Origin of the sequence: uncultured Algibacter sp., from assembly GCF_947487605.1 — a bacterium.
In the GTDB taxonomy this organism is placed as follows: Bacteria; Bacteroidota; Bacteroidia; order Flavobacteriales; family Flavobacteriaceae; genus Algibacter_D.
In genome coordinates, this window is the sequence record NZ_CANKXK010000002.1 from 114,059 (window position 1) to 138,492 (window position 24,434).

Consider the following 24,434-nt stretch of genomic DNA (forward strand, 5'->3'; position numbering starts at 1 on the left):
AATGTATTGTTTTTAATACTATGTATTAAAAGCAATTTTGTAGTTCGCAAAAATAAAACTAATGCTACGAATACACGAATATTTTTTATTTACTTTACAAAATATATGTTTCTTAACTTGAATTTATTTAATATCTCTCTACAACTTTCTGGTTTTCCTATTGCTAAAGCAAAAGGTCTATTAAAGAATGTTCAAAATAAAAATACCGATGAGTTTAACTTATATGTAAAATCACAAAAACAGGCTATTGTTAGTTACCATTTAAAAAACAATTCTTTTTATAAAAATTTTGCTAAAAATGTTAATCATGAAGATTGGAATAGTATCCCAGTCATGACAAAAAATGATTTACAGCAACCTTTAGAAACTCTTTTATCTGATGGTTTTACAAAAAATAATACTTATATAGATAAAACATCTGGAGCATCAGGACATCCTTTTATTTTTTCTAAAGACAAGTTTACACATGCTTTAACATGGAGTGTTATTATGGATCGATTTTCTTGGTTTGATCTTAATTTTAACACTACCAAGCAAGCTCGGTTTTATGGTATTCCATTGGATAAAAAAGGTTATTATACTGAAAAGCTAAAAGACTTCATAAGTAATCGTTTTCGATTCAATGTCTTTGATTTAAGTGATGTCGCTCTTGAAAACTGGTTAATCACTTTTAAAAAAAAGCCTTTTGTATATATGAATGGCTATACAAGCCCAATTGCACAGTTTGCAAAATTTCTTCATCGTAAAAATATAATACTTAAAAAAATTTGTCCTACTTTAAAAGCTTGTGTTGTAACATCTGAAATGCTTTTTGAAGATGATAAACGCCTTATGGAAAACCAATTTGGCGTTCCTGTTGTTAATGAATATGGTGCCTCAGAATTAGATCTATTAGCTTTTGAAAACAGAAATAACGAATGGATTGTTAATAGTGAAACGCTTTTTGTAGAAATCTTAGATGATGATAATAAAGAACTGCCATATGGAGAAGAAGGCCGTTTAGTAATTACATCTTTATACAATAAATCACAGCCATTTATTCGATATGATATTGGAGATATTGGGATACTCTCAAAAAAAAGCACACCGAAAAAACCAATATTAGAAAAACTAATAGGCAGAACCAATGATATTGCTGTTTTGCCTAGCGGAAAAAAAGCAGCGGGATTAACTTTTTACTATGTTACCAAAAGTATTATTGAAAAAGATACTAAGGTTAAAGAGTTTGTAATTGAACAATTAAAACTCGACACTTTCAAAATATATTACGTAAGTACTGAAGATCTTTCTATTAATAAAGCAAACGTTATTAAAATAGAAATGGAAAACTACCTAGAAAAAGGCTTGACTATTCTTTTTGAAAGAAGAGAAAAATTAATTCGTTCAAAAAGTGGTAAATTGAAACAGTTTTCGTCCTACTTAAATCAAAATACATGAATATTACCATAGTAGCTGGTGCTAGACCCAACTTCATGAAAATAGCTCCAATTATTGAAGCTATTAAAGAGAAAAAAGAAGCCGGTTTTGACATAAGCTATAGACTCCTGCATACTGGCCAACACTACGACAAAAATTTAAGTGGTACTTTTTTCGAAGAATTAAATATACCCTTACCAGATAGTAATTTAGAGGTAAAAAGTGGTTCGCAAGCAGAACAAACTGCTGCCATAATGATTGGTTTTGAATTAGAGTTGAAACAAAACCCTTGTGATTTAGTTATGGTTGTAGGCGATGTTACCTCCACCATGGCGTGTACCATTGTTGCTAAAAAAGCAGCAATAAAAGTAGCGCATGTTGAAGCAGGAATTCGATCTGGCGATATGCGAATGCCTGAAGAAATAAATCGAATTGTTACAGATAGTTTAACAGATTATTTTTTTACAACCTCAACTCATGCCAATCAAAATTTAAAGCAATTAGGCGTTTCAGAATCTAACATCTCTTTTGTCGGCAATGTAATGATTGACACATTACTTAAAAATGAAAATAGATTAAGAAAACCTAAATTGTGGGATGAGTTAAAATTAACAAATAAAAAATATTTAGTCATAACACTTCATAGACCAAGTAACGTAGATGAAGAAAAAAGTTTAAAAACACTTATTAATCAAATTGTAACTTTAGGGAAAGATTACCCAATTATTTTTCCTGTACATCCAAGAACTCAAAAACTTTTAAGTGAACTTAATTTAAATTTTAAAAACCTACATTATGTAGAACCTTTAGGATATTTAGAATTTAATTATTTGGTTAAAAATGCTCTGGCAGTATTAACAGATTCTGGTGGAATTACTGAAGAAGCAACAGTAATGAATGTCCCTTGTATTACTTTAAGAGATTCTACCGAAAGACCAGAAACATGTAATATTGGTACTAACATTTTAGTAGGAAATGATGTTGATAAAATTAGAAATGCATTTAGCATTCTACTTTCAGGGCATTGGAAACAAGGACAAATTCCAGAATTATGGGATGGCCTTGCTGCAAAACGAATTGTTAATCATTTAATTGAAATTTATCAATTATAGTGAAAGATATTTTAATTATAACCAACTACTTTCCTCCAGAAACTGGCGCAGCTTCAAACCGTATTCTTCATCTAGCTGAAGGCTTGCAGCAACATGAATTTAAAGTATCGGTTGTCACTCCATTACCTAACTATCCAACAGGAAGGATTTTTGAAAATTATAAAGGCTATTTTAAAATCGATTCAATTGAAAACGGTATAAAAATCCATCGCCTGTGGATTTATGCAAGTAATTCAAAGAATAAATTCTTACGTTTATTTGCTATGCTTTCCTATAGCTTTAGTTTGCTGTGGTTTTTCGTTACTAATAAAATTCCCAAAACAGTTATTGTACAATCACCACCTTTATTAGTGGCTTTTACTGCAATGATTTTTTTACGATCAAAAAAACGAAAGCTCATTTTAAACGTAAGCGATTTATGGCCTCTAGCAGGGTTAGAATTAGGAGCACTAAAAAAAGATGGGAGTTATAAGTTACTTGAACGTATAGAATCATTTAATTATAAAAATGCTAATCTAATTCTTGGTCAAAGTGAAGAAATATTAGCACATGTAAAGTCAAAGTTTCCAGATAAAGAAACGTTTTTATATCGCAACTATCCTAGTTTTAACCCACCAACTCTTCTTAAAAAAGATGTTTCGCATGGAGAGCATGGAAAACTTCAAATTGTTTATGCTGGTTTGTTAGGCGTCGCACAAGGAGTTTATAAGCTATGTCAAGAATTGGATTACTCTAATGTGCAATTACATATTTATGGTGCTGGTGCAGAACAAAAAAAAATCGAAAATCTTATTGAAAGTAATGCCGCTTTAGATGTGGTTTATCATGGTGAAGTTTCAAGAAAAGAAATACACAGAGAATTAACTAAATACGATATAACTATAATTCCCTTGCTTAACAGAATTTATGGGTCTGTACCCTCAAAAATATTTGAATACGCTTATTTAGGTATCCATATGCTTTATTTTGGTGGTGGTGAAGGCGAAAAAATTATTAAAAACCATCATTTAGGGTGGGTTGCTAAGGCTGGGAGTTATAATGATTTGAATAAAGTTATTTCTGAAATTAAGAAAGTAGAAATTGGGTATAAAAGTAAACTTAAAATTCAATCAAAAGCTATTGAGAATTTTAATTTTATAAATCAACTAGAGGAATTTGTAATTAAACTTTAATAGGCCTTTTCTTCTCCTTTTAAGGCATTCATTAATGTTTGAAAAATAATCTTTAAATCTAATAATAAGGACCAATTTTCAATATAAAAAATATCATATTTAACACGACCAATAATGTCCTTATCTGTTTCGACCTCTCCTCTAAAACCACTAGTTTGTGCTAAACCAGTAATTCCAGGCTTTACAAAATGCCTTACCATAAATTTATCAATTCTTTGCGCATACATATTTGTGTGACTAACCATATGTGGTCTTGGTCCAACCACAGACATATCTCCAAAAAGAACATTAAAAAATTGGGGGAGTTCATCAATACTAGTTTTTCGAATAAAGGTTCCTATTTTAGTGACTCTTGAATCCCCTTTAGTAGCTTGATTTAAATGGGCGCTTTTATTTGGAGTCATTGATCTAAATTTATAACAATCAAACTCTTGGTAATTGAATCCATTTCTCGATTGTTTGAAGAAAACAGGCCCTTTAGATTCTAATTTTATTAAAATTGCTAAAATTGGTGTTAGCCAAGAAAGTATAAAAAAGATAATTCCTAACGAAAATAAAATATCAAACACACGTTTAAAATACTTATTAACGGGCTCCTGTAATGGAATTGTACGAAAAGACAACACAGGTATATAATCATAATATTCGTACTTAAGCTTTTTTGAATAAATATCCTTGTTATCTGGTATGAATTTTAATTCTCTTAAGTTATTATCTGCAAAATCAACTAATTTATTAATTTGCTTATTGGACAACTCTGCAACTGAAAAATATATTTCATCTATATTATTCTTAATAACATAATTAAAACATTGCTTTAGTGAGTCAGTATCACTAATACTAAACTGATGCTTAAAATTATACCCAAAATCTAATCGTTTCTTAAAGGTATTTATTAATTGTCTTGTTTTTTCATTTTTACCTATAACTATCACTCTCCTTATGTTTCCTCCTAATATTGCGCGGTACTTTTTTAACAGAAAGAATGCAAAAAATTTAAAAACAATGATTAGCAGTAGAACAAACAATAAGTAATTTATAAGTGCTAACCTGCTAATAATTGGTTGTTTGAAAAATCCAATATATGCGTAAAGTGTAATAGTGAAAAATAAAAATTGTTTTAATAACAAAGGAATAATTTGTATTATTCTTGTATGTCTCTCTACTTCATAAAAGTGATTCTTAATAGAAATTAGAATCCAAGACACCGAAATATAAAGACAAAATAAATTAATATCAGTCAAACTTATTTCAGATTTAATAATACTTAAATTAAGTATTATTAAATCAATTATTATGAATGATGGTTTAATTAGACTTGAATATCTATTTTGTTTATAGCTCAAATTACTTCTTTATATGATTTTTAAAGTCTTTATGTTCACTTTTGTATAATTCTTCTTCAGAAAAACCTTTAAAATACTCAAAAGTTTTTTTCATCCCTTCATCTCTATCAATTATTGGTTCCCAATTTAATATTTTTTTTGCTAATGTAATATCTGGTTGTCTCTGCATGGGATCATTTACTGGTAAATCATAATAAATTATTTTTTGAGAAGTCCCCGTTAATTTAATAATTTCCTCAGCGAAATCTTTTATAGTTATTTCATGTGGATTCCCAATATTAACAGGCTCCACATAATCACTTAACAGAAGTCTATATATTCCCTCAACTTGATCATCAACATAGCAAAATGATCGTGTTTGTGAACCATCCCCAAAAACCGTCAAGTCTTCTCCTCTAAGTGCTTGCCCAATAAAAGCAGGAATAACTCTACCATCGTTAAGCCTCATACGTGGCCCATAAGTATTAAATATGCGAACAATTCTAGTTTCTATGCCATGAAACCTATGATATGCCATGGTTATGGACTCTTGGAAGCGTTTGGCTTCATCATAAACACCTCGAGGCCCAATAGTATTTACATTTCCATAATAATCTTCAGTTTGGGGATGCACCAATGGGTCTCCATAAACTTCAGAGGTAGAGGCTATTAACATTCTTGCCTTTTTTGCTTTTGCCAAACCTAATAGATTATGAGTACCTAATGAACCAACCTTTAATGTCTGAATGGGTATTTTTAGATAATCAATTGGGCTAGCTGGAGATGCAAAATGAAGGATATAATCTAAGTCCTCATCTATTTTGATATACTTCGTAACATCATGGTTAATAAACTTAAAATTAGAATTGGCTTCTAAATGCAAAAGATTCTTAAAATCCCCAGTAATAAAGTTATCCATCCCAATAACAGAATATCCCTCTAAAATAAATTTATCACATAAATGCGAGCCTAAAAATCCAGCTGCTCCAGTTATTAAAACTTTTCCCAATTTATTGATTTATAATTTGTCGTCCAATTGAGCTATAATAAAACCCTTCTTTTTCTATATCTTCAATATCGAATAAATTTCTCCCATCAAAAATAACATGATTATTAAGACATGCTTTTAATGTTTTAAAATCTGGCGTCCTAAAGATACTCCATTCAGTACATATAATTAAAGCGTCGGCATTTTTTGCAGCCTCATATTTATTATCAGCAAAATACAATTGATTTCCATACCGTAATTTTACGTTTTTCATTGCTTCAGGATCAAAAACTTGTAGCTTAGCCCCTTTTTTCAATAAATCTTCTATTATATATAATGCGGGAGCTTCTCTAATATCGTCTGTTTCTGGCTTAAATGACAAGCCCCAAATAGCAAATGTTTTTCCTTTAATGTTATTATTGAAATAATTTTCAATACGAGGGATTAAGATCTTTTTCTGAATATCGTTTGCTTTTATTACCGCATCTAAAATATCAAAATTATAGTCAACTTCTTTGCCAGAGTTGTAAAGAGCCTTTACATCTTTTGGGAAACAAGAACCTCCATACCCTATGCCAGGAAACAGAAAACGTTTACCAATGCGAGAATCTGTACCCATACCAACTCTTACATTGTCTACATCTGCTCCAACCTTTTCACAAAAATTAGCAATTTCGTTCATAAAAGTAATTTTAGTTGCTAAAAAGGAATTTGCAGCATATTTTGTTAATTCTGCAGATTTCTCGTCCATGATTAGTATCGGATTTCCTGATCTAACGAAGGGTTTATAAAGTCTTTGCATAGACTTAATGGCCTTTTTTGAACTAGAACCAATAACAATTCGTTCAGGCTTTAAAAAATCATCAACGGCAAAACCTTCCCTTAAAAATTCTGGATTAGACACAACATCAAAATTAACATCGGTTTCATTGGCAATAACTTGTCTAACTTTATCTGCTGTTCCAACAGGTACTGTACTTTTACCAACAATTATTTTATAATCTTTTATAAGTTTTCCAATATCCTTTGCAGCTCCCAAAACATAAGATAAATCTGCTGCTCCATCACCATTTTCTGGTGTTGGTAAGGCTAAAAAAATAATATCTCCATGAGTAACAGCTTCTTCTAAAGATGTGGAGAATTTAAGTCTGCCAGCTTTTATATTTCTATCAAAAAGTATGTCTAAATGCGGTTCGTAAATTGTAACAACCCCTTCATTTAATTGTTTTATTTTACTATCATTTATATCAATACAGAGTACTTGATTTCCTGTTTCAGATAAACAAGTTCCTGTAACCAAACCCACATAACCTGTTCCTATTACTGATATTTTCATAATTACAATTTAATCAGAAACAAAAATAGAAAATAAAAACGGTAGCGTAGTAATTTATTTAAAAGAGCTTTATTTCTTTAGCTCAAGAATAAAGTTGTCTAAGATATTATCTTTAGAGTAATTTTTCTCAACAAAACGCTGAGCATTCTTACCCAATTGGTTACACAAATTCTTGTCTTTTTTTAATGCTTTCACACATTCTATTATTGAGTTAACTGAGTTATCACTAAAATAATAACCCCCTTGAGATTTTTTGTAAACCTTAGCGACTTCAGACTTTTTATTACCTGTAACTATTGAAGGTTTTGAGCTCGCCATCATACCTAGCAATTTTGAAGGCATAACTGTATCAATAACACTGTTTTTTTGAAAAAGAATATGTACATCGGCACTTGATAAAAGTAGTGGAAGCTCTTGATAAGGCACTAAATTAAAATGCTTAACAAAATCATATTGTTGTATCCTGTCTATTACATAATCCTTTTCAGCTCCTTCACCAACAATAACAACCTCAATCCCTGTAATGGTTTTTAGCTCATCAAGTACTTTAAAGAAAAAACACCAATCTTGTTTGGCTCCTATATTGCCAGAATATAAAATTTTAAATTTGTCTGAACTTAAATTACAGTGTGTTTCTGAAAATTTTATATTAAACTTTTTTACGTCTATCCAATTTGTTAGGTAATATGTTTTAGTCTCTGTTTTTGACTTTAACTTATTAAGCATTCCAAAACTTATAGTAGAAACAATGTCAGCATTTTTTAAAACGAATCTCTCAATGCCTTGTAGTATTTTTATAATGACCTTTTTATTTCCATTAAGGAGACCAGAATCAATTGCAGCATCAAACTCAAAGTCTTGAACATGAATCCAATGTTTAATTTTATATCTTTTTTTTAGTAACCATCCTAATAAAGCTGAAGTTGTAAATGGAATTATAGATATTACTATATCTGGTTTTTCGATTTTGAAAAGATTAATAAAATTACCAAAGGTAAAGCTAATTAAATGAATAATTCTTTTTATAAATGTCGGATCTTGAGGAACATATTGCTTACTTCTGTAAACTTTTACACCATTAATAACTTCTTTAACTAGATACCTTTTCGATTTATAATCTTGCCTAATTTTCCATTGCGGATAATAAGGAAAGCCAGTTATTACTGATACTTCAAATCCTTTTGAAACTAAATACTCAGCTTTTTCAGTTGTATATAGCCCAATTGCAGTATCTTCAGGGTAGTAATTAATCCCAATTATTGTAATTTTTTTCAATTATCTCTTTTTTACTGGAACTGCAGGATTTCCATAACACACATAGCCCTCAGGCATACTTTTCATAACACTACTTCTAGCACCTATTACACATCCTCTCCCAATTGTTACTCCTGGAGCTATATACACATCATTTGTTATCCATGATTGGTCTTCTATAACTACTGGTTTTGCTCCTATATCAAAAGTTTCACTAGTGTAATCATGAAGACCAGTGTTAAAATATACGCCATGTGCAATTGCTACATGACTTCCTATTGTAATATTCCCCAAACTATATAATATACAATCCTCACCTACCCATGTATAATCATCAATGCTAACCTTCCATGGGTAAGTTACCTTAACTGTTGATCTTAATAAAACACCTTTTCCTATTTTAGCCCCAAACAATCTTAAAAGAAATCGTCTCCAACCATATAGAAACTGTGGGGACCAAGCAAACAATGTTTTTTCAATTAACCACCAGAGTTGAACAATAACCTTCGATTTTCCTCTAAAGCCTTTTGGTACAGTAAAAATTTTTAAATTTTGATACATTATTTATGTGCTTTATACCAATTATAAGTAATAGTAGTTGCTTCTTCGAGATCATATGGTAATTCACCAACAATATTTTCAACTTCAAATGTATCATAATCCATAGTTGTTATGATATTATTTAGCCTAAATGATGTAATAGGTGGGGAGTTATATCCTAACGCCTTTAAAATATCGCCTGCTTTAGCCAAGAATTTTAAAATTAGAATTGGAACCGACTTTACACCTTTTCCGTGAAATTTTTGAGAAATAATGTCTGCCCAATTCTTTACTTCTAATGTTTTAAAATCAGATAAGTAAATTGTTTTTCCATTTAATTTTTTGTCATAAATCAATTTATCCATGATATATACGCAATTTTGCACATAACCAAATTTTTTACGAATCTCTAGCCCTTTTGGATGAACATATACTTTCTTGTTTATTGAATCAAAAAAACTTCTGTAAGGTATATCAAACCAAGGCCCCCATAATGATGTTGGTCTAACAATAACCCAATCAGTAATAAGGTCTTTAGATTCCCTTACAATTTTTTCTCCAATAATTTTACTTTCTCCATAAACTGTAGAAGGTCTGTAATCGAACTCATCCTTTGGATTATAACCAATTTCACAAACTAGTCTACTTGAAGCAAATATTACTTTCTCTAAAGAATTAGAGTAAGTTAAGGCTTTTATTATATTCTTTACCCCTTGGATATTTGCATCGTAGTCTTCTAATGTTTTACCATCTAAATCTGTTCTTGCGGCCATATGAAAAACATAATGTGGCTGAAAATCTTTAAAAATAGAAGTTATTGTCTTTTCGTCTAAAATGTCTATGTTTTTCCAAAAATCAATATGATCTTTATTTCTAGGGCTACAACAATCAATATTAAGAACCTCAAAATTATCTTTATAAAATTCAATGATATTTGTGCCAATAAATCCTGAACCACCAGTAATTATTATTTTTTTCATTTATTTTTTTTAATATAGACTTTAATGAAAATCATGAAACAAAAATACCTTTAATGCAATTAATTACACTAATTGATTCTAATATTTTTTTTAGATTGAGAAAACAAGCAAACAAAAAAATAAAATAGCATAATTCCATTTTGTCTCTCTAATATATTTTCTGTCATCATATTAAGAGAATAAAACAACAATATATAAATATAAGTCTCATCTTTAAGTTTTAGTGATTTTCTGTAATTGAAAAATAAAAAAAATAAAAAAAACATTAACCCAATTACACCTGTGGCAATAAAGACACTTAAATATTGATTATGTATATTAAAATTGTTATCAACTAAATAATATGAAAAACCTTCATAACAACTATTTAGCTCTTCTTGAACATCACCAACTCCAGTTCCAATAGCTATGTTTTTATCTATTACCTGTATACCGCATTTATAAATAGCAACTCTGATACTAGTAGATTTGCTTCTATCAAATTTCTCATAAGTTTCTTTGTTAAAAAGTTCATTAAAACGATATTTCAAAGGAGAAAACTTCAAAGACAAGAAAATTAGTATTAGAATTGAGGCAATAACCTTAATTTTTATAGATTTGCTGTATGTCTTACTTTTTAATAAATAAACAAAACCAGTAAGTAAGAGTGATATTATAACCATTTTACTACTTAATAATAATAACGTAATAACAAAAACTAAAAAAAATAAGAACTCAATTTTTTTACTTTTTTTATTTAAAAACTTAAATGGTTTTAAAAAAATAATTGCTATTCCTAAATAAATAGAACTATAAATGGGGTGATTCCCTATAACAGGAATGTCAATCATAGTATTTCTGGTAAAAACAAAAGTTGGTAAAATTGAGACAGAATTAAAAGAACTCTGCTGATAAATCAACAGAAATAAATAAAAAATGAAACAATATAATAAACAAGAAATTATATATATGCGCTTCACCTTTCGAATGACTTGATTATTTAGGATATCTTTTCTATTAGAAATAAATAAAAAGATAAGTGGAAAAATAATACTAGATATTCTTGTTTCAAAAACAAACTTAAATCCTCTAGATATATTATTAGTATACACTAGAGAGATAGCTAATACAAAAAACAAACTTGAATTAATTAAAAAAGTTTGATAATTAATTTTTTTAAACTTAGTATTAATTGCTAGAATCATACTAAAAACAACTAAGTAACCTGTTAGAATAACTTTGAGCCTATCCGGTAACAATGGAAAAGTGCCAAAAGATATAATTCCATAAACAAGTAAATTATTAACATTAAGTTTTAAAATATTCATAAAATAAATTGCTTATTTTAATGATTTAAATTGTTATATAATTCAACCCATTTGTTTTTATTTTTCTCCCAACTATAATTTTCAAAAGTAAATTTATATAACGCTTCTCCCCTACTATCTCTCTCTTTTTTAGACCAAGCAAAAACATTTATTAATGCTTTTTCTAGTTCTTCTCTTACTGGGTTAATTAAAAGACCTCCTTCTTGATTCCATTTTGGCAACAAACCAGTTGAATATGTAGTTAATACTGGTGTTTTGGCAATGGCAGCTTCTAAATTAACCATCCCTATTACCTCAGAAAAAGAGGGCGTTATCAAAGCCTTAGCGTTCTTTAAAAGATTTAATTTTTCTTCGCCTTGAACAAACCCTAAGAATTCTATTTCTTTTTGTGTGTCTAATTTACTAGTTAATTCTATTAATTCTAATTTATATATGTTATCAGGTCCAGCAATTTTAAGCTTAGGCTTTTTTCCTTTAATTTTGGAATAAACCTCTATCAACATTTTTATCCCTTTTTTTGGATCAATTCGCCCTAAAAAAAGTATATATTCATCATCATCAGTATTAATTTCATTAATAGGCTTGAATTCTTTAAAAGAAATTAAATTAGGAATAACCTCTATCCTTGTTTTGTTTTTAAAAATTTTTTTAAACTGATTTGCCTCATCATTAGTTATTGCATGTAAAACATTTGCTTTAGAAAAATTATTCTTAACTAAAAATTCAAAATATACTTTTTTTTTAATATATCCCTCTTGCCACAACCAAGGTTCATACATACCATGTATTGTTAAAACAAATGCTATTTTGTTTTTTATAGCAGTTTTAGCAGCTATATACTGCGGATACATCCAAGCTCCATGTATATGATATATTGAATCTCTATTTGAAGAAATAGTTTTTAAATGGTTTTTAAATGGTTTTGAGAATTTCCAACCATTATCAGAATTAAAGCTTTTTAAATAGTCGAAATTGTCTTCTAAATCTTTTTTTGTAGTTATAACTTCTTTGTCAAAAGGTAAATGATGAATTAAATCATTTACTACAGTTCTTACACCTCCACTTCTTTTTGAATAATCTTCTAAAATGTGATAAACTTTCATTATAAAATATAAATTATTTTAAACTACTTTTTAAATCTTTAATGTAAAATATAAAAATAAACAGGAAAAAATAAAATTCTGGGGGGAAGTAATGACCTTGCCTCAATAGTTTTAATAAGAAGTAAACGGTTATCCCATAAACTATTGTTAAATCCTTATTTTTATTCTTAATTACTTGAAAAAACTTATAAGAGCAATAAATTAAAATTATTAGTCCAAAAATCCCTAAATCTGATAGTATTCTTAAAAAAAGAGAGTTTGCATCAGCTTTATTAATATCTTGACTATTATTTGCTGAAATATTATAAGGTAAAATTAAATCAGATAAATATTTGTCATGCATGGTCTCAAAAGCACCTAAACCTGTTCCTAGAAAATGATCTTTAAACGAACTGTAAGAGACATATGTGTTACTAATTAATGCATAAGAGCTTAAATTTACAGTTCTATCAAATTTTTGAGTAGAAAAAACACTTAGAGAAGACATCGTTTCATTATATCTTATTTGAAAATGTTCATTCTTTGATATAAAAAAAATTAAAATGATAAAAATCGGTATATATTTTAATGATTTTTTAATGAGCCCTAGATTAGGAATAATGATAAGTAAAAGTAATCCAATTAAACCAATAGATGATTGAGATAAAATAATTGAAAATAATATGACAGAAAACTTTAGGTATGATTTATTCTTTATAAAATAATATAATGATGGTAATAGAATTATTGCAAAACGAGACGGCTCGCTTAAAATACTGTGTAATCGATATGGATCCCATAAAGTAATATTACAATAAAACATTAAAAGACCTAAAACCGCTACCACAAAAGAAAATTCACTGTAATACATAAAAATCTTAATGGCACCAACATATCTAACAGCATTATAATAATAAAAAGAGCATATTGAAATTCCTATTATTTGAGAAATTAAACTTGTAAAAGGATACCCAATTATAAACACAGCAATTACTCCGTGAATAAATAAAAACATAATTAATAGTAAATGATATTTGTTGATTTTAAATTCATTAACTATAGTGAGTAAAATTGAGTTTATTATAACTATTAAATAAAAAAGTTTTAAGTCAATTATCCAATGATAATTAATCGATTCAGAAAAAATTGCAACTATAGTTGAATATGTCAAATATTTCTTAAACAAATTTTAATATTTTTTTTATTTTAATCTTTAAAAATGCTATAACAAAATCCATATTCGCAATTATTATATTAACTTTTCCTGATTTATTTTTAGCCAATCTAGTTTCTAACATAACTTGCTTCACTAGACTGTTACTTAACCCTCCTGCTTCCATTTCTGCAGTAAACTCGTCCATGAACAAGTATTTTAAAGAGTCTTGAGATCTTAATAACATTTCATAATCTCCAGCTATTTTGTATTTAGTGTTATAAATACCATACTTCTTATAATAATTAGCTGAATGTAAAGAACCAACATGTGCAACATTCATATAATGCTTGAAAATTTTCCATTGCCATTTTCCTGAAATTATTCTCAATAATTTACCTTTATTTACAAGTCTAACTTTTGAGCTTACATAATCAATATTTGGATGGGACTTTAATATATTTTCATATTTTTCTAAAGCATCTGGATAATAAACATCATCAGACCCTAAAAACCCGATCCAATTTCCTTTAGCATAACTAATTCCTTTATTCCAAGCATCGTAAATTCCCTTATCTGGTTCGCTTACCCATTTAAATCTTATACCTTTTTTAATAAAGTCTTTTTCGTGTTTTTCTATAATTGATAATGTGTTGTCTTTTGAATTCCCATCAATTATTATGTATTCAAAATTACTTGATGATTGGTTTAAAATTGAATTTATTGTCTTTCCTATTGTTTTTTCGCTATTATAAGAAGCTGTAATTATTGAAATCAACATTTATTATTACTTATAAATATAAATCCATCTCGCCTGTTAATAATGGGCGAGAAACAAAATATGGCGAAAATGCATTGTCTTTAACTTGGAAATTAAACTCTCCTAAATTTAATCCATATTTTATAAATTTATTTGGTGAAAAATATTTTGAAAATGTTGAATCTTTAACCAAAAAAGAATCTCCTTTATACTTTAGCTCAATAGATTTTATAATAACTTGTTTTTCATTTCGGTTAGAAAAATGTAGTCTTAAACGGCTTGGAAATATTTTAGGGTCTTTTATTTTAAATTCTATATCCTGGAAAACATCCGTACCTTGTACTTTCTTAAAGAGTCTGTTTTTTTCATTAAACTTATCATTAGGATTTTCTTCATAATATAAAGATAGTTTATGATCTAAACTTAACTTTGCGCTTAATATTAAAGTAAAATTACTATCGCCTTGAATTTTATTAGTTTCTTTTGACGGATTTTTAAACTCTTCTTGAACCTTTTCTTTTTTATTACTATTACATGATATTAATATCAAAACAATAACTATTAAAACTTTTTTCATTTTATTACTATTTAAATTAAACTTTTTACTTCCAAATTTTGAGATCAATGTTCAATAATTCCTCCAGTTTTAAAATTTCTTTATTAAATACCTCTTTTAGATATTTTTGACTCTCATTGCACATTTTTGGTTTTGAATCGTTTTTAAAAAAAACCCTTTCTTTTATACTATTTCTTAAAGATATCGGCACCAAATTTTTAAAACTTCCAGCTTTGTTTATTATTTGCAACATTGTTCTGCTTAAATCAGATTTATGAGCTAAAAACTGGTTGTGTTTTCTGTTAAAATCCACCTCTTCTATTTTTGACTCGTCAATCTGTAAAAATTGAAACACATCCAACAATCCTTTTTTTGCGTTTTCAACAAAATCTTCAAAAATAATTACCTTGATATTCTCCTTTTTAAATACCTTATAATACCTTTCAATCTGTGTATAGTAAAATCCTAAATCTTCGTATAAAAAAGCTCCTTTACCCCAAAATTTTGGTTCTCTTTTTTTATCTGTTTTAAGTGCTTCATAAAAGTCAGTCTCTTTTTCTTGACCAGATTTTCGCAACATTAAATAATGAGAAAATGCTCTTTTTATAGGATTTCTAAGCATTATTATAATTTTAGCTTCTGGAAAATCATTATGAATATTTAGGGCTGCATCTTTATCCCACAAATAGGATGTGCTTGACTCCCCTACAATTTTATGGATTTTGGATTCGTCAAATAATGAAAAATAAATTTCTGGAGACCTGATAATTTTATACTGATAAAATTTTTGGGGTCTTGGCTTAATATAATGTTCCTTAATTCTGGATTCAACACTTGAATAATAATTTGGTTCCTTTACTTGTGGAAAGAAAACCTCCTGATGCTGAGCTAAATAATTGTAAAGGGATGTGGTGCCGCATTTTGCTGCACCAACTATAAAAAGGTTAATGTTTGCTTTCTTCATGTTCAATTGGTTACAAAAAAATTAGTTTACTAAAATCTATAGTAAAAAACCATGATTCTTAATATTCATTTTATGGCTTAAACTAAATATTCACTTTTATATTTAATTCATTGTCTAATTCTGTCCAATTTTTAAAGTTGTTTTTAATTAACAACATTTCTTCATTATCTAAAATTTCTATCCATTTACCATTTTTTCCTAAATCTTTTGAGATATGATTTAAATGAAGTAATGAATCTTTATCGTGTGGAAATAATTTAAACTTTATTTTATTAACTAAATTTCTTCCAAGAACAAATAAAAATACAATTTTAATATTTTTATTCAATGACAACATTCCTTCTAACAAGGAATCTTTTATTCTTTTTAAAAATTGATTTTTGTTTTGAATCTTTATAATATTTTCAGCGGAATTATTTTTAACAATTGACTCAATTATTTTTTGGTCTCCATCTAAATCTAGAAATGTGTAAATTTCTTTAATACAGACTTCTAAAGAATCTAATAATTTATCATAATCCTGCACCAATAGTGTTTTCGATGTAACTATTTTCTTGTATTCGTTCATGCCTTTTTCTAAACCAATTAGCAATTCTTCATTTTTTCTTCCAAATTTTCTTTTTAAAGAGCCAGCAATATCCATAAGATTTCTATGTGAGTATATTATAAAAGTATTTGGTAATTCATTTAATTTACTAAACTCATGCGACTTAATAAGATAGATTATCTCGTCACTTTTGGAGTACTTGGTTAAGGAGTCTATATCATTTTCAATTGCTTCTAAATTAAAAAAACCTAAAGTTTTAAAATTGACATTTTCATGCCTGAATATATCCTTTACAATATTGTATTGTAAAGTGGATCCTGAGCGAATCATACCATTACATATTACTAACATATACTTTTAATTAATTTGTTTATAACAAGTTTTTGTTCCCTAAAATTTAAAAATTGTTGATATTTTTGTCTTTCTTTTTGACAGAACAACTTTAGATATATTTGAAGATGTAACAACTATTGCTGTAGCAATTGCGGCTCCTATCATTCCAAAATAGTTTATTAAAAGATAATTTAATATAACATTTAATATAACAGTAAAAATCGAAATATAAGCATGCTCTCTCTCATATCCACACATAATTAACAGGTATCCTGAACATCCTGTGCCTATATTAAAAAACTGTCCTATGCTCAAAATTACTAAAACCCAATAACCTTCCATAAATTCCTCACCCCAAAACTCTAATAAAAATCTACCAAAAGAGAAAAAAAACAGTGTAGATGTTATTCCAATAATAATCAATACCAATGTTACCCTTTGGGTCATTTTATTAATGTCCTCTATTTTATTTTCAGCAAACATGGATGCCAGTTTAGGAGAAATAGCAGAATTTGTAATTTGTAAAAAAAAACTAGTTAAAAAAGCCAATCTTGATGCTACAGCGTACAGACCAACACTTCGAATGTCTGTTAACAAACCCAACATCAATAAATCAACATTTGACGAAATGACACCAGTTGCATTAACTAGAAAAAAAGGTGAGGCTTTTTTTAACAAATTAGGTATTTTCTCCTTTTTATCGGTAACCTTAAAAGCTAATTTGTTCCAATATAATCCACTGGTTAAAAAAGCTATTATGCGCGACACCATGTAACATAGGGCAACGTTAATTATTGTAATATTTACATTTAATAGTGCTAATGTTAATACTCCTAAAGTAGTAAGCACAATACTCAACACCTCATTAGTCAAATTACTTTGCCAAATTTTTTTTAATCCTACTAACGAAAAGGAAAATAGGTTAGTAAAAGCTTGTGGTATTAAGGCAATTAAAAAAATTATGAAGGGAATTTTTAATTTAGATTCATTGAAAATATTTTCAGATAAATGTGGTGCCAATGTGAAAAACAATATAAATAGAATAACAGATGCCTTACCTACTAACCAGTAAGAGGAATGCGTGTAATTCGAAATTGCCTTCCAATCATTTTTTTGATAGGCAATTGCAACCTTTTTAAGCAATAATTGAGAAACTCCTAATAAAGAGACAATTAACAACACTTGAACAATTTGATTGGATAAATTTATAATACCCAACCCTTCGGCGCCTAATTTTCTTCCTAAAAAAACACTAAGTAAAAAAGAAAAAACCATTCCAAGCAATTTAACAATCATAGAGGCTCCAGATTTTTGAAACACCTCTAAAGTATGCTTGTCTAGAAGTTTTAGTTTTTCAAACACAAAAAAAGAATTAAAATTATATTTTAAACAATCATCCCAGCTGCAACAGTTTCGTTAGTTGCATCATCTACTAAAATTATACTTCCTGTTATTCTGTTTTCTCTATAAGAGTCTATCATTAAGGGTTTTGTGGTTCTGATTTTAACTTTAGAAATATCATTCATCTTAAGATCTTTATCATTACTGTTGCGTTCTAAAGTATTAATATCGTATTTATAAACCACTTCCTTTATCATTGCTTTTTGCTCATTGGAAGTGTGTCTAATGCTATACTTTGCTCTAGGTTTCGCAGAGTCATTATGCAACCAACATAGCATGACCTCTATATCTTGTGACGCTTCTGGTTTATTGTTAGAACGCACAATCATATCTCCACGACTAATATCTATATCATCTTCTAACGTTATTGAAACAGACATTGGTGCATAAGCTTCTTCTAGTTCTTTATCTAGCGTGTCAATACTTTTAATTTTAGATGTAAATCCTGATGGCATAACTGTTACTTCATCTCCTTTTCTAAAAATACCACTTGCAACACGTCCTGCGTAGCCTCTATAATCAATGAAGCCTTCTCTCTGAGGTCTTAATACCGTTTGCACAGGAAAGCGAGCATCAACCTTATTGATATCGCTACTAATATGCATGGTTTCTAAGGTATGTAACATTGGTGCTCCTTGATACCAAGGCATATTCTCTGATTTATTTACTACATTATCACCATTTAATGCACTCATAGGTATAAAACGAACATCTGTTACCAACATTTTTGAAGAAATATCTTCAAATTGCCTTATAATGTCATTGTAAACGTCTTCAGAATAATCTACCAAATCCATTTTGTTTATACAAACAATAATATGAGGTATTTGCAATAAAGAAGCAATAAATGCATGTCTTTTAGTTTGCTCAATAACCCCATGTCTTGCATCAATTAATATCGTTGCAACGTTTGCTGTCGATGCACCAGTTATCATATTTCTAGTATATTGTATATGGCCTGGAGTATCTGCAATTATAAACTTACGCTTAGGTGTTGTAAAATAACGATATGCTACATCTATTGTTATTCCTTGCTCGCGTTCGTCTTTTAAACCATCTGTAAATAAAGCCAAATCTACCCCATCATGACCTTTTTTCTTACTAGTATTCTCTATAGCTGCTAATTGATCTTCAAATATAGACTTTGAATCATACAGTAATCTTCCAATAAGTGTACTTTTTCCATCATCTACACTTCCTGCTGTTGTGAATCTTAACAATTGGTTATTATCTAACATCTTTTTATTTGTATATTTTTGAAATTGATATTTTTATCCTAAAAATATCCTTGTCTTTTTCTGTCTTCCATGGCAGATTCAGAACGCTTATCATCACTTCTGTTCCCTCGTTCTGTATTACGCATTCCTGCAACTTCAGCAGCAATTTTTTCTAGCGTATCTGCATCTGATTCATCTCCTCCTGTTATAGTAATATCCCCTAAGGTTCTAAATCGTATTTTTTTAGTAACTACTTCTTCATGTTCTTCTAAAATTAAAAACTCAGAATTAGGAATCCATGTCCCATCTCTACGTACAACTTCTCTTTCATGCGCAAAATATAAGGATGGTATAGCTATATTTTCTCTTTTTATGTAATTCCAAACATCCATTTCTGTCCAATTACTAATTGGAAATGCTCTAAAATGTTCGCCTTGAAAATGTTTCCCGTTAAGTATATTCCATAATTCAGGTCTTTGGTTTTTGGGATCCCATTGTCCAAAATCGTCTCTATGCGAAAAAAAACGTTCTTTTGCTCTTGCTTTTTCTTCGTCTCGTCTTCCTCCTCCAATAGCACAATCTACTTTGTTAGTTTCAATAGCATCTAAAAGTGTTGTAATTTGTAAGGCATTACGTGTAGCGTTTTTGCCTTTTTCTTCAGCAACTCGACCATCATCTATAGATTCTTGAACAGAACCAACAATTAATTGAGCATCTAAATCCTTTATAATATTGTCTCTAAACTGAATGGTTTCTGGGAAATTATGCCCCGTATCAACATGCATAAACGGGAATGGGATTTTAGCAGGATAAAAGGCTTTTTTTGCTAAATGAGCGACTAGAATTGAATCTTTACCACCAGAAAATAAAATAACTGGATTTTGAAACTGTGCCCAAACTTCTCGTAATATATAAATAGCTTCGCTTTCTAACTCATCCAAATAATTTAAATAATATTTACTCATCTTGTAGGCTTAATTTTCGTGTTATATAATCTAAAACTCTGTTAACTGCAACCTCAATAGCTTCTTGCTCAGTCCTAATTTCTATATTAGCATTCTCAGGAGCTTCATAAGGAGCTGATATCCCTGTAAAATTCTTAATCTCTCCTTTACGTGCCTTTTTATAAAGCCCTTTTACGTCTCTTCGTTCACATTCTTCTACACTTGTATTAACAAATACCTCTATAAAATTGTTTTCACCAACAATACTTTTAATATTAGCTCTGTCTTCTGCATATGGTGATACAAAAGCAGCAACCACAACCAAGCCTGCGTCGATCATTAGCTTTCCAATTTCTGCTACACGACGTATGTTTTCTGTTCTGTCTTCTGGTGAAAATGTTAGATTACAATTTATCCCATTTCTTACATTATCTCCATCAAGCAAATATGTTCTTACTCCTAATTTGTGTAATTCCTGCTCAACAAGATTAGAAATCGTTGACTTCCCTGAACCAGATAGCCCTGTAAACCACAATAAAAAAGAATTGTGCTTATTTAGTTTTCTACGATCTTTAACTGAAACAATGTGTTCGTGAGGGATAATATTTTCTTTCATGTGTTTTTTATTGTCTTGAAAAATATCGTCTTATTTTTCCTAAAGGTAATTTTAACCATAATTTCTCATGTAAATAATAAAGCGCAAATTTAGTTACTAATTCTGAAATAGCAATAAATAAGGCTAATTCGTCAAAGGATTCTAAAATTATTCCAGAAATAATGAATGTAGTTATAGTTGCTACAAATCTCCATGATATTGATTTAGATATTATTTCTTTGTTTGTTGTGGCTTGTTTTTTTAATATATTTAACCAAATCCTTTCGTGTATATAATAAATTGCCAATTTTATCAAAAACTCGGCAACTCCTATTTTTATAGCACTTTCAATACTTGGCTTTCCTAAAACAAAATATGTAATCAAATAGACAATAAATACCGTGTCCACGGTTGCTATAATACGCCATGACATCCCTTTTAGAACACTTCTTATATGAGATGATGTTTTTAATGCTCTCATTTAGTCTTAGCTACTAAAAACCATGGATTTAATAAGTCTTTCTTATTATAAAGTAAAGGTTGATTAGTCTTTTGTGAAATCACCTCTATTCCTACAGCATTACAAATTGCTTGACCTGCCGCCGTATCCCATTCCATAGTTGGGGCAAAACGTGGATAAATATCGGCTTTACCTTCCGCTACTAGACAAAATTTTAAAGAGCTCCCTTTTGAAACTATTTCTACTTGATTTCCTTCTTCTCTCAAAATGTCACAATACTTTAAAGTTTCTTGACTCATATGTGAGCGACTACCCACAACTTGCACAATGTTTGTTGAGTGTTTTTTCGGTTCTAATTTTTTTGCTAAGCTAAGTACTTCATCTATAGTGGTGCTATGAGATTTTAGTTTGGCTTTAAAACCTGTATTACTGTTAACATCTGCAAAATAAATAATTTTTGCTGCTGGAACATAAATGACTCCGAGTTCTGGTTTTCCATTAGTAATAAAAGCTATATTAACTGTAAACTCTCCATTACGCTTAATGAATTCTTTGGTGCCGTCAACTGGATCTACAATCCAACAAGATTTCCATTTTTTTCTTATCGAATACTCAATTTGTTTGTTCTCCTCACTTATGATTGGAATATCTGTTTTCTTTAAATATGAATTAATTATGTTATTTGCTTTTTTATCTGCTTCGGTTAAAGGGGATTTGTCATCTTTAATTTCTACATTAAATGGTGAATTATAAACATCCATAATAACCTTTCCTGCATCAAGTGCGGCCTTTATTATAAGTTCTAGATGTTTACTTATTTCTAACATACCAATTATACATTTTTATTATCCCTTCTTCTAATTCAACTGTGTATTTCCATCCTAATTGATTTAACTTCGAAACATCTGTTAATTTTCGCATAGTTCCATCTGGCTTATCCATATTAAACACCAGACTACCATTAAATCCAATTACTCTTTGTATTGTTTTCGCCAATTCTTTTATTGAAACATCTTTTCCAGTGCCAATATTAATATGCGTATTTCTAATTTCATTTTGTTCTTTTGAAAAAGTGTCTTTAAAATCTCTTTGTTCCATTATAAAAACACAGGCATCTGCCATATCTCGACTCCACAAAAATTCGCGTTTTGGTTTTCCAGAACCCCATATTTCTACACTACTCTTAGTAACACCAAATGAATTTAAATAGGTTATAGCCTCTTCAATAGTTTGAACCCCTAAATCTTTTAGAACTTCATCATGTTTTTTTTCTGATAATAATTTAGCTAAATGAATCTTCCTTATTAATGCAGGCAACACATGTGATTTTTCTAAATCGAAATTATCATTAGGTCCATACAAATTTGTGGGCATTACCGAAATAAAGTTAGTTTCATACTGCAAATTATAGCTTTCACACATTTTTATCCCAGCTATTTTGGCTATGGCGTAAGGCTCGTTTGTATATTCTAGAGTATCAGTTAACAAACTGTCCTCTTTCATTGGTTGAGGTGTGTTTTTTGGATAAATACAGGTGCTTCCCAAAAACAATAGTTTCTTTACTTTATTTACATAACTTTGATGAATTACATTGTTTTGAATCATAATGTTTTCATAAATAAAATCTGCTCGATACGTATTGTTAGCAACAATACCACCTACTTTAGCTGCAGCTAAAAAAACATACTCTGGTTTTTCAATACTAAAAAACTTAGCGACATCTAGTTGATTTGCTAAATCTAGTTCTTTATGTGTTCGAGTAATTATATTAGAATAGCCTTTACTTTTTAGGTTATCTAAAATGGCGCTACCTACTAAGCCTCTATGCCCTGCAATATAAATTTTGGAATTCTTATTCATGAAATTTATTCGAAGTAATTCATGATTTTATAGCCTCCTTCTTTCAAGAAACTATCCTTCTCCATCAATTTAATATCACTTGACATCATATCATGCACTAAGGCTTGTAAATCGTATTTTGGCACCCACCCTAACTTTTCCTTAGCCTTGGTTGCATCGCCTATAAGTAATTCTACTTCGGTTGGTCTGAAGTATTTAGGATCAACAGCAACAACTTCTTTTCCGATTTCTAATTGATATTTAGCGTTGTTACAACTTTTTATATAGCCTTTTTCTTCTTCGCCAGATCCCTTAAACTCTAATTCTACGCCAACATGTTCAAAACACATTTTTACAAAATCTCTTACTGTAGTTGTTTTGTTGGTTGCTATTACCCAATCTTCAGGCTCATCTGCTTGAAGAATCATCCACATCATTCTTACATAATCCTTGGCATGCCCCCAATCTCTTTGTGCGTCAAGATTTCCTAAATATATTTTCTCTTGCAAACCCATTGCAATTTTTGATGTTGCTCTTGTAATTTTTCGAGTTACAAAAGTTTCTCCACGAATAGGTGATTCGTGGTTAAACAATATGCCGTTACAAGCAAACATGCCGTAAGCTTCTCTATAATTTACAGTAATCCAATAGGCATACATTTTTGCTACAGCGTAAGGACTTCTGGGATAAAAAGGTGTAGTTTCTGTTTGTGGTACTTCTTGAACCTTACCATATAATTCTGAGGTAGATGCTTGATATATTCGCGTTTTCTTTTCTAAACCAAGTAATCTTAATGCTTCCAGCAACCTTAACGTTCCTATTCCATCTGCATTTGCCGTATATTCTGGCATTTCAAAAGATACATGGACATGACTCATAGCTGCTAAATTATAAATTTCGTCTGGTTGAACCTCTTGTATAATTCTTGTTAAGTTGGTACTATCTGTTAAATCGCCATAATGCAAAAAGAAGTTTTGATTATCAACATGAGGGTCTTGATATAAATGATCTATTCTATCTGTATTAAATAATGATGAACGCCTTTTAACACCATGAACTTCATACCCTTTTTTTAATAAAAATTCACTTAGATAAGCTCCATCTTGACCAGTTACACCAGTAATTAATGCTATTTTTTTTTGCATTTTAAGTT

24 protein-coding genes are annotated in these 24,434 nt (G+C 29.3%); 3 read left to right on the plus strand and 21 right to left on the minus strand.

Annotated elements, in window-relative coordinates; genetic code table 11:
- The first annotated feature begins 117 nt into the window (after positions 1-117).
- The 3 genes from Q0739_RS02820 to Q0739_RS02830 are packed head-to-tail and all read left to right on the plus strand — an operon-like array spanning position 118 to position 3,700.
- The gene (locus Q0739_RS02820; RefSeq protein ID WP_298237178.1) at positions 118-1,437 is read left to right on the plus strand and encodes a phenylacetate--CoA ligase family protein; all 1,320 of its coding nucleotides are present in this window, start codon (positions 118-120) and stop codon (positions 1,435-1,437) included.
- A complete protein-coding gene (gene wecB / locus Q0739_RS02825) occupies positions 1,434-2,528 on the plus strand; it encodes a UDP-N-acetylglucosamine 2-epimerase (non-hydrolyzing) (protein ID WP_298237179.1) in 1,095 nt (364 codons plus the stop codon). Before Q0739_RS02820 ends, wecB begins: the two co-directional genes overlap by 4 nt.
- On the plus strand, positions 2,528-3,700 hold the full coding sequence (locus tag Q0739_RS02830) for a glycosyltransferase family 4 protein (protein ID WP_298237180.1): 1,173 nt from the start codon (positions 2,528-2,530) through the stop codon (positions 3,698-3,700). The genes wecB and Q0739_RS02830 overlap by 1 nt, the downstream gene beginning before the upstream one ends.
- On the opposite strand, the gene Q0739_RS02835 is transcribed toward Q0739_RS02830, so the two are convergent.
- The 21 genes from Q0739_RS02835 to gmd form a co-directional block, all read right to left on the minus strand.
- A complete protein-coding gene (locus Q0739_RS02835) occupies positions 3,697-5,046 on the minus strand; it encodes an exopolysaccharide biosynthesis polyprenyl glycosylphosphotransferase (RefSeq protein WP_298237181.1) in 1,350 nt (449 codons plus the stop codon). The genes Q0739_RS02830 and Q0739_RS02835 overlap by 4 nt on opposite strands.
- 1 nt (position 5,047) lies before the next feature.
- The gene (locus Q0739_RS02840; RefSeq protein ID WP_298237182.1) at positions 5,048-6,034 is read right to left on the minus strand and encodes a UDP-glucuronic acid decarboxylase family protein; all 987 of its coding nucleotides are present in this window, start codon (positions 6,032-6,034) and stop codon (positions 5,048-5,050) included.
- A 1-nt stretch (position 6,035) separates the two neighbouring features.
- Positions 6,036-7,349, minus strand: a complete 1,314-nt coding sequence (locus Q0739_RS02845; protein WP_298237183.1) for a UDP-glucose/GDP-mannose dehydrogenase family protein — start codon at positions 7,347-7,349, stop codon at positions 6,036-6,038.
- Between the two features lie 69 nt (positions 7,350-7,418).
- Positions 7,419-8,624, minus strand: a complete 1,206-nt coding sequence (locus tag Q0739_RS02850) for a WcaI family glycosyltransferase (protein WP_298237184.1) — start codon at positions 8,622-8,624, stop codon at positions 7,419-7,421.
- Positions 8,625-9,164: a WcaF family extracellular polysaccharide biosynthesis acetyltransferase gene (locus Q0739_RS02855; RefSeq protein ID WP_298237185.1), complete on the minus strand. Its 540-nt coding sequence runs from the start codon at positions 9,162-9,164 to the stop codon at positions 8,625-8,627. It abuts the gene before it with no gap.
- Entirely contained in the window at positions 9,164-10,123 is a 960-nt protein-coding gene (locus Q0739_RS02860; protein WP_298237186.1) for an NAD(P)-dependent oxidoreductase, read from the minus strand. The genes Q0739_RS02855 and Q0739_RS02860 overlap by 1 nt, the downstream gene beginning before the upstream one ends.
- A gap of 68 nt (positions 10,124-10,191) precedes the next feature.
- On the minus strand, positions 10,192-11,430 hold the full coding sequence (locus Q0739_RS02865) for an O-antigen ligase family protein (protein WP_298237187.1): 1,239 nt from the start codon (positions 11,428-11,430) through the stop codon (positions 10,192-10,194).
- 17 nt (positions 11,431-11,447) lie between these two features.
- Positions 11,448-12,533 carry a glycosyltransferase gene (locus Q0739_RS02870; RefSeq protein WP_298237188.1) on the minus strand — a complete coding sequence of 362 codons (1,086 nt, stop codon included), beginning with the start codon at positions 12,531-12,533 and terminating at the stop codon, positions 11,448-11,450.
- 13 nt (positions 12,534-12,546) lie between these two features.
- Entirely contained in the window at positions 12,547-13,527 is a 981-nt protein-coding gene (locus Q0739_RS02875) for an O-antigen ligase family protein (protein ID WP_298237189.1), read from the minus strand.
- 163 nt (positions 13,528-13,690) lie between these two features.
- Positions 13,691-14,446: a glycosyltransferase family 2 protein gene (locus tag Q0739_RS02880; protein WP_298237190.1), complete on the minus strand. Its 756-nt coding sequence runs from the start codon at positions 14,444-14,446 to the stop codon at positions 13,691-13,693.
- 10 nt (positions 14,447-14,456) lie between these two features.
- On the minus strand, positions 14,457-15,002 hold the full coding sequence (locus Q0739_RS02885) for a hypothetical protein (RefSeq protein ID WP_298237191.1): 546 nt from the start codon (positions 15,000-15,002) through the stop codon (positions 14,457-14,459).
- 25 nt (positions 15,003-15,027) lie between these two features.
- Complete coding sequence (locus Q0739_RS02890) at positions 15,028-15,945, minus strand: sulfotransferase (protein WP_298237192.1); 918 nt, start codon at positions 15,943-15,945, stop codon at positions 15,028-15,030.
- Positions 15,946-16,027: 82 nt separating this feature from the next.
- Positions 16,028-16,843: a hypothetical protein gene (locus Q0739_RS02895; RefSeq protein WP_298237193.1), complete on the minus strand. Its 816-nt coding sequence runs from the start codon at positions 16,841-16,843 to the stop codon at positions 16,028-16,030.
- Positions 16,844-16,882: 39 nt separating this feature from the next.
- Positions 16,883-18,187 carry a flippase gene (locus Q0739_RS02900; RefSeq protein WP_298237194.1) on the minus strand — a complete coding sequence of 435 codons (1,305 nt, stop codon included), beginning with the start codon at positions 18,185-18,187 and terminating at the stop codon, positions 16,883-16,885.
- 23 nt (positions 18,188-18,210) lie between these two features.
- Positions 18,211-19,464: a sulfate adenylyltransferase subunit CysN gene (cysN, locus tag Q0739_RS02905; protein ID WP_298237195.1), complete on the minus strand. Its 1,254-nt coding sequence runs from the start codon at positions 19,462-19,464 to the stop codon at positions 18,211-18,213.
- Between the two features lie 38 nt (positions 19,465-19,502).
- Positions 19,503-20,408: a sulfate adenylyltransferase subunit CysD gene (gene cysD, locus Q0739_RS02910; RefSeq protein ID WP_298237196.1), complete on the minus strand. Its 906-nt coding sequence runs from the start codon at positions 20,406-20,408 to the stop codon at positions 19,503-19,505.
- Positions 20,401-21,003 (minus strand): adenylyl-sulfate kinase, encoded by a 603-nt coding sequence (cysC, locus tag Q0739_RS02915; RefSeq protein WP_298237197.1) that lies wholly within the window; start codon positions 21,001-21,003, stop codon positions 20,401-20,403. Before cysC ends, cysD begins: the two co-directional genes overlap by 8 nt.
- Positions 21,004-21,010: 7 nt before the next feature.
- On the minus strand, positions 21,011-21,463 hold the full coding sequence (locus tag Q0739_RS02920) for a DUF2061 domain-containing protein (protein ID WP_298237198.1): 453 nt from the start codon (positions 21,461-21,463) through the stop codon (positions 21,011-21,013).
- Positions 21,460-22,269, minus strand: coding sequence for a 3'(2'),5'-bisphosphate nucleotidase CysQ (gene cysQ, locus Q0739_RS02925; RefSeq protein ID WP_298237199.1), 810 nt, complete (start codon positions 22,267-22,269; stop codon positions 21,460-21,462). Before cysQ ends, Q0739_RS02920 begins: the two co-directional genes overlap by 4 nt.
- Positions 22,253-23,302 (minus strand): GDP-L-fucose synthase, encoded by a 1,050-nt coding sequence (locus tag Q0739_RS02930; protein WP_298237200.1) that lies wholly within the window; start codon positions 23,300-23,302, stop codon positions 22,253-22,255. Before Q0739_RS02930 ends, cysQ begins: the two co-directional genes overlap by 17 nt.
- 5 nt (positions 23,303-23,307) lie before the next feature.
- Entirely contained in the window at positions 23,308-24,426 is a 1,119-nt protein-coding gene (gmd, locus tag Q0739_RS02935; protein ID WP_298237201.1) for a GDP-mannose 4,6-dehydratase, read from the minus strand.
- Positions 24,427-24,434 lie beyond the last annotated feature (8 nt).

Bases quoted from the DNA above. Each gene is read 5' to 3' on its own strand.
- wecB (WP_298237179.1), top strand. From the start codon at position 1,434: ATGAATATTACCATAGTAGCTGGTGCTAGACCCAACTTCATGAAAATA.
- Q0739_RS02845 (WP_298237183.1), bottom strand. From the start codon at position 7,349: ATGAAAATATCAGTAATAGGAACAGGTTATGTGGGTTTGGTTACAGGA.
- Q0739_RS02855 (WP_298237185.1), bottom strand. From the start codon at position 9,164: ATGTATCAAAATTTAAAAATTTTTACTGTACCAAAAGGCTTTAGAGGA.
- Q0739_RS02860 (WP_298237186.1), bottom strand. From the start codon at position 10,123: ATGAAAAAAATAATAATTACTGGTGGTTCAGGATTTATTGGCACAAAT.
- Q0739_RS02865 (WP_298237187.1), bottom strand. From the start codon at position 11,430: ATGAATATTTTAAAACTTAATGTTAATAATTTACTTGTTTATGGAATT.
- Q0739_RS02870 (WP_298237188.1), bottom strand. From the start codon at position 12,533: ATGAAAGTTTATCACATTTTAGAAGATTATTCAAAAAGAAGTGGAGGT.
- Q0739_RS02875 (WP_298237189.1), bottom strand. From the start codon at position 13,527: ATGTTTTTATTTATTCACGGAGTAATTGCTGTGTTTATAATTGGGTAT.
- Q0739_RS02880 (WP_298237190.1), bottom strand. From the start codon at position 14,446: ATGTTGATTTCAATAATTACAGCTTCTTATAATAGCGAAAAAACAATA.
- Q0739_RS02885 (WP_298237191.1), bottom strand. From the start codon at position 15,002: ATGAAAAAAGTTTTAATAGTTATTGTTTTGATATTAATATCATGTAAT.
- Q0739_RS02890 (WP_298237192.1), bottom strand. From the start codon at position 15,945: ATGAAGAAAGCAAACATTAACCTTTTTATAGTTGGTGCAGCAAAATGC.
- Q0739_RS02895 (WP_298237193.1), bottom strand. From the start codon at position 16,843: ATGTTAGTAATATGTAATGGTATGATTCGCTCAGGATCCACTTTACAA.
- cysN (WP_298237195.1), bottom strand. From the start codon at position 19,464: ATGTTAGATAATAACCAATTGTTAAGATTCACAACAGCAGGAAGTGTA.
- cysD (WP_298237196.1), bottom strand. From the start codon at position 20,408: ATGAGTAAATATTATTTAAATTATTTGGATGAGTTAGAAAGCGAAGCT.
- cysC (WP_298237197.1), bottom strand. From the start codon at position 21,003: ATGAAAGAAAATATTATCCCTCACGAACACATTGTTTCAGTTAAAGAT.
- Q0739_RS02920 (WP_298237198.1), bottom strand. From the start codon at position 21,463: ATGAGAGCATTAAAAACATCATCTCATATAAGAAGTGTTCTAAAAGGG.
- cysQ (WP_298237199.1), bottom strand. From the start codon at position 22,269: ATGTTAGAAATAAGTAAACATCTAGAACTTATAATAAAGGCCGCACTT.
- Q0739_RS02930 (WP_298237200.1), bottom strand. From the start codon at position 23,302: ATGAATAAGAATTCCAAAATTTATATTGCAGGGCATAGAGGCTTAGTA.
- gmd (WP_298237201.1), bottom strand. From the start codon at position 24,426: ATGCAAAAAAAAATAGCATTAATTACTGGTGTAACTGGTCAAGATGGA.